General features: G+C 45.7%; 9 protein-coding genes. 7 read left to right on the top strand and 2 right to left on the bottom strand.

From position 1 onward, the window contains the following. The first annotated feature begins 242 nt into the window (after positions 1–242). From HGEM_RS04055 to HGEM_RS09700, 3 genes are all read left to right on the top strand, one after another. Positions 243–1,265, top strand: coding sequence for an acyltransferase (locus HGEM_RS04055; RefSeq protein WP_019128133.1), 1,023 nt, complete (start codon positions 243–245; stop codon positions 1,263–1,265). A 77-nt stretch (positions 1,266–1,342) separates the two neighbouring features. Continuing rightward, entirely contained in the window at positions 1,343–3,412 is a 2,070-nt protein-coding gene (locus HGEM_RS10230; protein WP_338081884.1) for a DUF6541 family protein, read from the top strand. A 259-nt stretch (positions 3,413–3,671) separates the two neighbouring features. Then, complete coding sequence (locus HGEM_RS09700; protein ID WP_019128129.1) at positions 3,672–4,709, top strand: polysaccharide pyruvyl transferase family protein; 1,038 nt, start codon at positions 3,672–3,674, stop codon at positions 4,707–4,709. A gap of 392 nt (positions 4,710–5,101) precedes the next feature. Here HGEM_RS09700 and HGEM_RS09965 read toward each other — a convergent pair whose 3' ends face one another. After that, entirely contained in the window at positions 5,102–6,604 is a 1,503-nt protein-coding gene (locus tag HGEM_RS09965) for a GH25 family lysozyme (protein ID WP_081580802.1), read from the bottom strand. A gap of 826 nt (positions 6,605–7,430) precedes the next feature. Between HGEM_RS09965 and HGEM_RS04030 the strand changes: the two genes are divergently transcribed. Genes HGEM_RS04030 through HGEM_RS10665 form a run of 3 tightly spaced genes read left to right on the top strand, consistent with a single transcriptional unit; the run spans position 7,431 to position 9,557 of the window. Continuing rightward, positions 7,431–8,411, top strand: a complete 981-nt coding sequence (locus HGEM_RS04030) for a glycosyltransferase family 2 protein (RefSeq protein WP_081580801.1) — start codon at positions 7,431–7,433, stop codon at positions 8,409–8,411. A 7-nt stretch (positions 8,412–8,418) separates the two neighbouring features. Next, positions 8,419–9,060, top strand: coding sequence for a glycosyltransferase family 4 protein (locus HGEM_RS10460; RefSeq protein ID WP_081580800.1), 642 nt, complete (start codon positions 8,419–8,421; stop codon positions 9,058–9,060). Then, positions 8,961–9,557 carry a glycosyltransferase family 4 protein gene (locus HGEM_RS10665; RefSeq protein WP_420834429.1) on the top strand — a complete coding sequence of 199 codons (597 nt, stop codon included), beginning with the start codon at positions 8,961–8,963 and terminating at the stop codon, positions 9,555–9,557. The genes HGEM_RS10460 and HGEM_RS10665 overlap by 100 nt, the downstream gene beginning before the upstream one ends. A gap of 2 nt (positions 9,558–9,559) precedes the next feature. Here the strand turns inward: HGEM_RS10665 and HGEM_RS04025 are convergent, their stop codons facing one another. Continuing rightward, positions 9,560–10,441, bottom strand: a complete 882-nt coding sequence (locus tag HGEM_RS04025; RefSeq protein WP_019128125.1) for a glycosyltransferase family 2 protein — start codon at positions 10,439–10,441, stop codon at positions 9,560–9,562. A gap of 74 nt (positions 10,442–10,515) precedes the next feature. Between HGEM_RS04025 and HGEM_RS04020 the strand changes: the two genes are divergently transcribed. Beyond that, positions 10,516–12,033, top strand: coding sequence for an oligosaccharide flippase family protein (locus HGEM_RS04020; RefSeq protein ID WP_019128124.1), 1,518 nt, complete (start codon positions 10,516–10,518; stop codon positions 12,031–12,033). Positions 12,034–12,076: the final 43 nt, after the last annotated feature.

Genomic DNA, 12,076 nt, shown 5'->3' with positions numbered 1-12,076 from the left:
CATCCGAAGATCATTCTACCCCGCCTTATTCGACTGCTCTGTCTTATTAACGACAACGGATTCCTGTACACGCTTAAATACTCATTCAGTTGGTTTATTGGCAAGCTGTCGCCAAGTTCCTCTACTGTCGGCGAGGTACCGAAGCTTGTCAGAGGAAAAGATTTTGCAATAACCGGCGCAGACGCACGCAGAGGCATACTTAATCGCGAAACCGAGTAAATCGAGCACATTAAGGAACATTGATGACGGCGAAAAAACGTGTACTGTATTTTGATCTCTTGAATATCGTGGCGTGCATCTGCGTAGTCGCGCTTCACTGCAACCAGATGGTGCACACATGGATGCCGGGTAAAAACTGGGCGGCAGGGCTAATCATTGAAGTTGTTTGTTATTGGGCAGTTCCCGTGTTCTTCATGCTAACCGGCGCCACGCTTATTAGGTATCGAGAGCGGTATGATACAAAGACGTTTCTGATCAAGCGTTTTCAGCGAACCGTCATTCCGTTTCTATTTTGGAGCGCCGTCCTCTACTTCTATATTGTCATCTATAGAGACGGTAACGCTTTCGGTCCTCGCCGCATGATCAACGCTATTCTTAACAATGAAATTGAGCAGGTTTACTGGTTCTTCTTCCCTCTCTTCTCCGTTTATCTGGCCTTACCTGCCCTCTCCCTACTCTCAGATAATAAAAAAGCCCTTACCTATATGGCGGGCGTTTCTTTCCTGCTCGTCTCCGTCCTCCCATTTGCATGCAGTGCTATTGGCATCTCTTGGCCCGGGTCAATTAGCATCCCTATTTGTGGCGGAATGCTTATGTTTGTTATCATCGGATACCTTCTCTCCGAAACCAACATCCCGAAACGGACGAGAATGATCATCTATGCTCTAGGCATCGCTTCTATGCTATTCCGTTATACATACACCTATATAAGCTCAAACGCTCTTGGCTATGTTGATCGAACATATTTTGATTACATTGCATTCCCTTCAGTTTTTCTCGGAGTCGCTGTCTTTGTATTCTTCAAACACTTAGACACAACGCGCCTAGAGCCCCTCTCAAAACAACTTGCAAAACTATCAGGCTGCTCATTTGGCGTCTACTTAATCCATAAACCCATACTTGATTATGTGATTATGGATGCGCTGGGAGTTCCCATGACCTCCGTCCTTCTTCGAACCATCGGGGTCATCGTCCTCTACTTGGCTTGCGTTTTGTTGGTATTGCTTCTGAAAAAGATCCCGGTTCTGCGAGAAATTGTACCCTAGGCGTTCGACTTACTGTCTGACTAATCTTATGGTTGTCCAGCAGCGAATCACGCCTGATTATCGGATCGGATAATACTATGTGGCTATCGTTCTTCATAGCGTGCTTGTTTGTAATCTGCGCACTATATCTCCCAGGCACGATTGTGACTGCATCATTTACTAATAATCTATTGCATGCTATATGCTTTGCGCCTGCAGTTGGCATCTGCCTGTACTCAGTTATAGAACTTGCATATTGTGCCTTTGGCATCCCCTGTTCAGCCGTCTCAGTGGGAACCGCGACCGCAGCGATCTGCCTTGCCTGTTTCCTGGCATCTAAAACGATCAAACATAGGCTCCGCAAGCATCATGCGATCAAGGGGGTCGGCAACACTCCGAACGACAAGCGAGACTATGCCTTGTTCCTCCTGTATATCGCGGTTGGAATTGCTGCCGTTGGACTGTTCTACATCAAACAACTCGATGGTCCTGAATCGTTTTTCCAAGGATGGGACAACGTCCACCATCTTCCCGCCATCCAAACCTATGCTCAGTCAGGCGTTTGGAATCCTCTTTTTTCGAGCAGCTACGCACCTTCCGAAGTTACGCCATACGTGTCGTCGACATATGCCTTCTATCCCTCTGCCTGGCATATTCTATGCGCATCCGTGATGTCAGCCTTGGGTGTGTCGGCTCCCCTTAGCATCAATTGTGTCAATGCCGTACTCATCGGCATCATATTTCCCTCCTCAATGTATAGCGCTCTTCGCGTTATTTCAAACAATGATCGTCTCGTTGTTATATTTGGCTCTCTCCTTGCCTCTGGAATTCCAGCTTGTCCGTGGGACTACGTTATATACGGGCCCCTCTACCCCAACCTGCTCTCCATGGTGCTTGTGCCCATCGTGATGGCAGAATTCATTACCGCCTTAAAATCGATTTCCGATCGAAATGATATGCAGGCCACTTCCTATGGCATGTTGACCATCCTTTCTGCAGCTGCGGTAGCCCTCGCACATCCGAATGGAATATTTACGCTTATCGTGTTTCTTGCTCCATATCTTACATACTGGTTGTTCCAAGAACTTGGTGGGCGTAAGGTCCGGAATTCTGCGAGGGCCGCAGCTATCATCGGATTATGGATAGCAATCATTGGATTCTGGATTGTCTGCTATCATCATCCAGCCTTTAGCGAAATTGTAAACACAACTTGGGCGTCAATAAGCAGTACAGCGCAATCAATCGTTGATGCTTTGTTATTGAGCGTCGTGAATCATCCTGCGCAAATTGCAGTATTCTTTCTGCTAATCCCTGGAGTTCTTTACCTACTGACTCATCAGACTTGTCGCTGGATAATCGCTACATACATTGCGTGCTCCTCCATGTACATATTGGACGCAGGTACAGACAGTCAAATTAAGAACTGGCTAACTGGCTTTTGGTACACCGACTATCATCGTACTGGCGCTATGCTGGGATTAATTGCGATTGTTGTTGCATCGTTCGGCGCTGCGGGGCTCATTCGAGCTTTCATAAGGCTTACCGCTATGAACCAACACGATTCGGAATCTTCTCCATTAAAGAGAGAGCTGGCTCCTGGAATCTTATATCTAATACTCGGAATCGGAATTTATATCGGTTCTTTTACCCTCAAAGGAATTGATGGTATCCAAACTCCCTTTGGATACCAAGCTCAGGAATTTGCCTATCAAAACAATTATGAACTCATCTATTATGACATCCTCACCGTTGAAGAACAGGAATTCGCTAAAAGGGCCCTCAGCTTGATTCCGGATGACGCAACTATCATCAACAATCCAAATGATGGAAGTCTTTTCCTGTACCCACTCTATGGGACCAGGCTCTATTATCGAAACTGCTTTGCACCCGACATTAGCTCCGAAAGCACATCAAGCCAAAATATCAGGCTACATTTATCCAGCGTAGCCACCTCAAACGAAGTTCAAGTGGCGATTCGGGATGTAGGTGCCCTATACGTACTTCAGCTCGACGCTGGCGAGCGTCAAGATGAGTTTCGAATTAACTACCAAATATACGAACCAAGCGACTGGGCAGGCATTAACAATATAGATGACGACACCCCGGGCTTTACTGTAATTTATAAGGAAAAGGACATGTGTTTATATCGAATAGATATCGATGAATAATGGTGCGATTTAGGCAGCAAGCCCTTTATATTGATAAATCCAAGAGCATTGGCTGTTCGCTCCTTCCCCTGGAACATTCTTTCATCCTGCCGTACATACAAATCGTTGAGTAAATTTCTATCTCAATGGCATGCCACAGAAACTGTTGGAACCAATCCGCAGCGAGTAAATAGATAGCACTCTATTTCACGATAAACAGCGAGCTTCTATCATCATTTAAGGAATCATATAATTGAACTCCGCATCGAGAGGGGCTCATATGTCGCTTAGGGATAAAATTCGAGCATTAATGCCGCCTACAAACCGTTTCTTTGAGCAGCGAATTCAAGACCTCGAACTTGAACTCCAAAAGCTTCGCACCGAAGCTGTTGAGCTAACTGCGACGAGAGAAAAGCAGGATGAGCTCATATTGATGCTTTCTCGGCTTATGACCAGCCATTATTACGATAAAGCATGGAACTACTCAACCCTCACTTACCAGGACGGCGCCGGAAGAATTTTGCTTACAGGCTGGTATGGCGAGGAAAACTACGGCGATGAATTAATGCTTAGAACCGTGCTTGAACATATGCCTAAAGAAGCGCTATCGCGCATTACGGTTATGCTTTGGGATAACTTTCAGTATCCGCGCTTCTCGCTCGATTTGCGCGTCAATGTAATCCACTACCCAACTTCCACTTGGGAGTTGGACGCACTGGCACAGTCGTTCGACACTCTTGTGTGGGGGGGCGGAGCAATCATCGATGACACTCAGGTAGATAACAATCCTTGGAACGTTAATGTTGGAAACTTATTTGTCAAACTATCCCAATTGATGATTGCTAAAGGCAAGCGTGTTTATACTCTTGGCTTGAGTACCAACAGCAACTTCATGGACATGCAGTATTTGAAATCTCTTGTTGAAATATCAAACCGCTGCGAGCTCTTCTCTGTTCGAGACCCCCTTTCCGCACAGCTATTAATCAACAACGGCGTTTCCAAAGACTCCATTGTTGAGTGCGAGGACCTAGTATTCGGAAATAAGGAACTGAATCAGGCATTATGCAGCTTACGAAACCCGCATAATGCAATCAAGCTGATTGCAATCTCTCCACTCTGCGACAAACGAAAGCCTGAAGAGTATCTTCCCTTAGTCGATGCAATAAGCGAGCTTCCTGATTTTCAAGATCACTCATGCAGAATCGCGCTTATTCCAATGCGAAATATCGGTAACAAGGATTCTGACTTTTGCGCAGCAATAAAAACAAGGCAGCCCATCCCGAAAAGATATACATCGCGAACTATCCATATGATTTAACTCACTCCGAACTCGCAACATGTGATTTCCACATCAGCTACAAATACCATTCAGCACTCATTTCATACATGCTTGGCATCCCAGGCATTGTTGTCATAGATGAAAACAACCCCCACTATGCGAACAAAATGAAGCATCTTGTCGATTTATTCGCATGCAGAGAAAATGCGATATCTGCGAACAGTATTGAGGAACTCACATCCAAGCAGTTGGGTAAGCTTATTTCTCAAGCAAAAGCACCGAAAGATAGAGCTGATATCTCGGCGGAACAATCCATATGGCTCGATCGCATCTGTAAATTAATTTCCCATGATGCACAGAAGGGCCTCGAATTATAAAAAAACGGGTCGACAGCCTAATGACCTGTCGACCCAAACCATCTTGCTCAGCCCCTAAACTCCAAACATGTCATGCCAACGATGTAAAAATGCCGCCATGTCAAGACGAAGGATATTCCGGAACGGACCGTAAATCCCTCCTTCGTCTTTATAGCCCGAAGAAAGCCCCTGGGCACCCATCCACCATATTTCCTTTGCATGAGGAGTGGCTTCATTAACATCTGGGAAGCGAGCTGCATCTTCTGTCGACGGCTCATAGTCGGGGAAACCCGCCAGACGGTATAAAAACGCCGCCATCTGCTCTCGTGTAATCGGATCGTACGGACCGTAGGAGCCATCGCCGTAGCCTTCGGCAATTTTTGTCGAGCCAAGCCACCAAATCTCTTTGGCATGCGGAGTCGAAGAAGTTACATCAGGAAATCTTGCCATATCCTCGCCTGTCGGGCTATAGGAAGGGCTCCCTACCACTCGATACATAAATGCAGCCATCTGTTCACGTTGGACTTCATCGTATGTTCCAAAATATCCATTACCGTAACCGTGGGCAATACCATTCTCTTTGAGCCACAAGATGTCTTCAGCGTGGGGCGTCCATGAATACACATCGGGGAAGCCGTAAGGATAGCCTCCGCCCGTCCAGCGAATCGAAAGGTTAAAGGCACTGATATCAGCATGCCCAGAAATGCCAGGCACGCTTCCAGTACTCGTATACTGCCAGCCTTTAACTCCCGAAGCAGCGCTAATTGAATACTTCAGCGTCGGATTATATTCGGCGACCCAAGAAACGTGGGAATGTATTTTTGCGCTGGCAAGTGGTCCAGTGGTCAAATAAGATCTGTATGAGTATACGTGCAGGCTAGAGAAACCATTGGCAGATAGCACGCTAAAAAACCCATCGACAATGCTCTCATACGCAGAAACGGACGTAGGCGGGTAATGCCCGCTCCAAGGTTCAAATTGTTCAAGATCATAAAAAACCGGAGTATTACGGTCGATCGAATAACGCGAAAACAAGGTAGAAAGCCACTGGGCTTCTCTACGTGCGAAAGACGCATCATATGCATAGCTATAAAAATAGACACCGTACGGTACGCCCAGCCTTCTGCATTCGGAAAGGTTTCTCTCAAATTTTCTATCGGTATTACCCACCCCGTAACCGATTCTTAAAACCGCTCCATCAACAGCTTGGGAAGTAGCGTTCCAATTAATATCCTCTTGCCAACTCGAAACATCTACAATTTTGTGCGCAGACGAGAGCCAGATATTGCCGTTTCCATCATAAAAGGTTTTTGCACCCTTGTTCGAGGAGCTCCAATATGGATTCGAGCCGGCATATGTCGAGGGCTCATTGTTTGCGCCCAATGACATATGCTGAGGATCATCCATGTCGGTCAAATACCTCTCCGCATAATCAACGAATTCTTCGTAAGAGGGATTTGAGCCAAGTGCATTCAATGCATCGGCGGGATCAATTGCCTGCGTCTCTTCGGCAAATGCAATCGCAGGAGTAGATGCGATTGCCGTAGCGCATGCCGCTAAAAAAGTGCGCCTCTTCATGTACAAACCTCCTAGAGAAAGCAATCTTAGTCTTACGCAGCGTAAAGATATGTTCACGAAATATTGTAGGATAGGTTAGTCAGCTAGAACATATTATATTTTGATGCCGGAAATTGATTAAAAGCCTGTCCTCGCTGTAGTTGCTTGAATCTTGTTTCACAACCGGAGGGTGCATTCATATAGAAGACAACAACCACCCAATTCGTGCGGTATGCCTGCAAGACGCATGGCAAGTCAAGCATTTATTTAGACGGTAACACAGCAACAAAGCAGGCGCTTTTTATCTGAAAGCATCAGCAAGTCTTGCCGGGGATTCAATTTAACTTTCTGAAAGCTCGACAATTAATATTAGGGAACACCGCCTTGACCCTGCACATGAACGACAGTCCGCGGTGGTTCCCGAGCATGTCCCTGATCTGGCCGTTGGCCCCTCCCTCGATCGGGCTGTTCATCCTGCGCAGCGAGCCATTCACGCCAGGGCATGGCCTAAGTAGGTGAACAACGCAATGGCATCAACTTGCTTTCACCAAATACGAAAACCAGTCGAATCGGCAGCACCAACGCAGCTCCCCCGTTTCCGGCCGTCCAGTATCTATGCTCTCCCCAGGCAAGCGCTTCTTGCTATACATATTCACAAAGCCAGGATATTGGTTTCTGTCGAATTGCTCGCTTGTCACTTCGCTTCTTTGGCGGGAAAAACTTATCACCCATTATGATCCCGACTCGCGCTCGTCCATCCATTTTATGCGCTGTCGCTATGTTCAGCCCTTATCTGTCAATTGCGCTAAAATCTCATTCATGTTAATTCGACGCATGAGGGAAATCAATGAAGATATCAGTCGTTGTTCCTGTTTATAACGTAGAGCACTATCTCGAGCGTTGTCTTGATAGCCTTCTCAATCAAACGTTTAATGATTATGAAATAATTTGCGTTAACGATTGCAGTCCCGACAATAGCATTGGAATACTTCGCTCTTATGAAGCCCGATATCCCGAACGTATCGTCGTGCTTGAAAATGAGCGAAATCTTGGTCTCGGTAGAACACGCGAACATGCCCTTGAATATGCCCGCGGTGAATACGTTATGTTTGTAGACAGCGATGACTACGTTAAAAATGACTATCTAGAAACTTATTTCCGAGCAGCCTCGGCATCCAATGCAGACATTATCGTAGGCGGATATATTAGGGATGTAGAGGGCAAGCTCTCTCAACACATCATGTCCAATTCAGTTTGGAGCACAGTTACCTATGCCCTTGCCTGCACCAAGCTATTCAAAATGAGCTTTCTCCGCTCAAACCATCTGAACTTCTCAGACATCGCTTGTGGCGAAGATATTTTCTTCAGCCTTTCCGCCTACTGCTGCAATGCAACATATGAAGTCATACCATATGCGGGCTATTTCTATTACTTCAATTCAAACTCGATCACCGGGACAATGACATACAAGAAGAATCACGAGAGAATGATGTCACAAATCTTCTCCATGCTGCATGAACGCTATGACTTGGCTTCCCTCTCAGAGGAAAAGCAGCGTGTTATCGAATACGCGTATATCGCCAATATGGTCAACGCTCTCGCAGTGTTCAATCGCGGCTGCGGCGTCAAGCTCATGGAGGAAAAACTCGCATTCGTAAAAAATGATGCTGAAAAGCAATTCCCTAACTGGAAATCCAATCCCTATATTGGCTTTCTAATCCCGAAAGGACAAACGCTAAAAATTCGACTTGGAGTTGGAGGGACCGCGCTGGCGTGCAAACTACATCTAATTAAGCCTCTATTCTATCTTTTTGCAATCACCAAATAGAAAACTGATGCAGATGAGAATCGGTATTTTCTCCGCGTATTATCTACCACATCTTGGTGGTGTTGAGCGTTATACAAGCAATCTTGCACGCGGGCTTGCCTCCGCCAACCATTCGGTAACAGTAATAACTTCTTCTCATGGAGGCCGCCGCCCTCAATTTCATGGAATAGAGGTCATAGAAGTTCCCTCTGTTTCAATCATGAATGACCGCTTTCCACTCATTATTCCTGGACCAGCCTTCTGGCATGCGCTTCGCAAGCTTTACAATTATCATTTTGACGCAATTGTTATCAATACACGCTATTATCCGTTGTGTCTTCTTGGAAAAAAGATCGCAGAAAATCAGAGGCTAAATCCGATTGTTATCGACCATAGCTCTGGATACATTTCTGACGACACAGGATTCATGGGCAAAATCATGCGCCTCTATGAACGCGCAGCCACTCGATTGATTCGACGTGGATCAACTCGTTTTTCTCTGTCTCTCAACGCGGAGTCATTTGGCTTCGGACTTTTGGCATTCAAGCTGAGGGTACCCTTACGAACTGTATCGACGCTGGTGAGTATCGTGGTCTTTCCAGCGAACATGACTGGAGAGAAGAGTTCGCCATATCTGATGCGCCGCTTGTCGTTTTCGCTGGGCGTCTGATTAAAGAGAAGGGCGTTCTTAAAATAATTCAGGCGTGCAAAGCTCTAGTTAAGCAAGATTACAAGCTCCATCTAATTATTGCTGGCTCTGGCCCTCTCGAATCAATAATTAACGATTTTGCTAATGAGCAGATACATTTTGTCGGATCACTTACCCAATCAGACTTATCTGCATTGTTTAAACAGGCTGACATTTTCTGCCTTCCGACAGACTATCCCGAAGGCCTCCCCACCGTGCTTCTCGAAGCTGCGGCATACGGATGCGCAATAATCGTTTCGGACACAGGGGGCGCAGAAGAGGTTATTCCGGATCCAAGCCATGGAATCATACTTAAAGATACGGACCCTCGAACCATTTCCGAAGCGATTGCCGCCTATCTTGACCATCCAGCTGCATTAAAGGAAGCGGGTTCAAGAGTACGATCTCATGTCGAAGATACTCTTACATGGAAAAAGACTACGGAAAACCTCATTCAAGCACTGGAAGATGGGCATTGATACTAGTTGTCCGACATAGCCTTTAATACGACATGGTACGCGAGACGCGAGGGTAGCACCAGCAAGCAGGCAGCAGAACGAAGATTCTGTGGAGTCTTCCCGAGAGATTCTTTCACAGTTTTACCGGCTATCCTCATCCAAACAAGGTAGAGGATCAGTTCCTTGGTTCTTGTCAGCGCATCATTCGAAAATTCAGAACACTGAAGCTTATAACGAGCATAACTTAATGGGCTCGACAGAAGTAGTTTTCCATAGTTCCTCGAGTATCCATCTTCGAGGTATTCGCCGTGGCACAGTTCACTTCCAATGCAGTAGTGATAAAAATCACGATCGATTTGATCGAAGACATATACCTCAGGAATAAATTTTTCCCCACACTCCACTACAAATAGATACTGCTTGGCAATTTCCGTTCGCTCCATAATTATTGTCTCGCCACGATAATTATACTTATGATAGATATCAGCAAGCTTACATCGAACTTGTTCGGGAAACATGTCATTCAAGGCGGTCCGAGGAACCGCTATGCCGGCAATGCGCTGATCGTCAGAGACCTTTTCCCATTCAGAAAGAAGAACTTGAACCGCATTTGGAGTTAGAACATCATCAGAGTCAACACACATGAAAAGAGGGTTTTCGCATTTTTCAACGGCATAGTTGTAAGCTCGCTGCTTACCACCGTTTTCAATCCTGTAATACTGAATCTCGATTCTTCCTTCAGAAACAAAGTGATTAACCAGCTCCTCGGTGGAATCCGTAGAACCATCGTCCACAATCATCCAGACGAAGTCTGCGCAATCCTGGCCTATCAAACTTTCATACAGCTTAGGTAATGTGTAGGATCGATTATACGTAGGTGTAAAAATGCAAAGATTCCGAATCACGTTATCCTCCTCAAACGGGTAGAGTTTCTCCTATATAGTTATCGTTGCAGAATTCAGTGTAAAGGAAAGGGCCTATGCGGGCAGTCTCCAATCGTCAAGCCGGCGTACTTATGTCCTATGCATATTCAATCACTCAGATTGTAGTGCAATTAATATATGTCCCACTTCTTCTGGCGGGAATAGGCAAAGCAGAATACGGAGTCTACCAGCTCGTCGGTTCAATCATGGCATATCTTACTGTCATCAATACAGTACTTGCCGCTGGAATCACAAAGTTCTACAGCAAGGCATATCTCGAAGGCGACCGCGAGAAGATGGAAAATACTCTCGCGATAGCGAAACGTATCCACTGGGTCATTTCTGCAATAGCAGTAGCAGTAATCACAATTGTCGGATTCATCTCGGTTCGAGTTTACGCAAACTCCTTCACATCTCCCCAACTCCACGAGATGGGGATGATGTTTGTCGTGCTGGCAATCGATATGGTCGTCATCATGAACAATACGATCAACATCGCCGTAATTACCGCCCACGAACGCTTTGTATTCCTTAAAGGTACTCAACTGTTTACAGCCTTGCTTCAGCCATGTCTCGTCTTAATTTGCATGAGAATATGGCCGTCTGCGTTCATGGTTGCGTGTTGCACGCTCGGCGCAAACTTGCTTTGCGCAATTCTTCAACGTGTTTTTGCTCAAAGCGTATTGAAAACCCGATATACATACCATGGCATGGATAAGCAGCTCGTTAAAGAGATGCTCCGGTTTTCGTCTGCCGCCGTTCTCGTTGCACTCTCTGATCAAGTGTTCTGGAAGTCAGGCCAACTTGTACTCGGATATTTCCGTGGTGCTGAAGATGTTGCCGTCTTCGCCATCGGTGCCCAGATTTACTCGGTTTACATTGTTATCGGCACTACGGTTGCCACAGTTTTTTTACCAAAAATTACAGATCTATATCTTCATTCAAAGCATCCTGAGAAAGAAGCTTCCAGCCTGTTTATCACGGTTGGGAGAATTTCTTTATATGTCTCATTATTCATCTTGCTGGCATTCGCCATTCTTGGCCCCGAGTTCATCCGTCTTTGGGCTGGAGAAGGTTACCAAGAAGCCTACCTGGTCGCGCTCATTGTCATGATTCCCTATACCGTTGATATCATTCAAAACCTTGGACTCACGATTCTTCAAGTTGTTAACCGCTATCAGTTCCGTGGCTATCTCAACTCCGGGCTTGCTATCCTGAACATCGCTATCACGATACCCCTTGTTAATGTAATTGGAATCGTGGGTGCAAGCATAGCTTCTGCCATTTCCGTCATTATTGGAAACTGCATAATCATGAATCTATACTATTGGAAAAGAATTGGTTTAGATATCCCAGCTTTCTGGAAGAATATAGCGAGAATAATTCTGCCTTTGATTTTCATGGGATTAATTGGATTGTTTATTTGGAATAGCCTGAACATCCAAGGGTGGGGAGCGCTCATCTGCTTTGGTATAGGCTTCTTTATTCTGTACCTACTCGTAGCCCAGCGTTTCTGTTTTAACGAATACGAGCGAGAAATCGTAAGAAAAGTATTAGTTCGTTTCCACCATTAACATATGTTGAAAAAGCGGGCCCTTTTGTTCCGGAGGGATATTC

The organism is Enorma massiliensis phI (assembly GCF_000311845.1).
In the GTDB taxonomy this organism is placed as follows: Bacteria; Actinomycetota; Coriobacteriia; order Coriobacteriales; family Coriobacteriaceae; genus Enorma; species Enorma massiliensis.
This window is presented reverse-complemented; position numbering and strand designations above follow the sequence as displayed.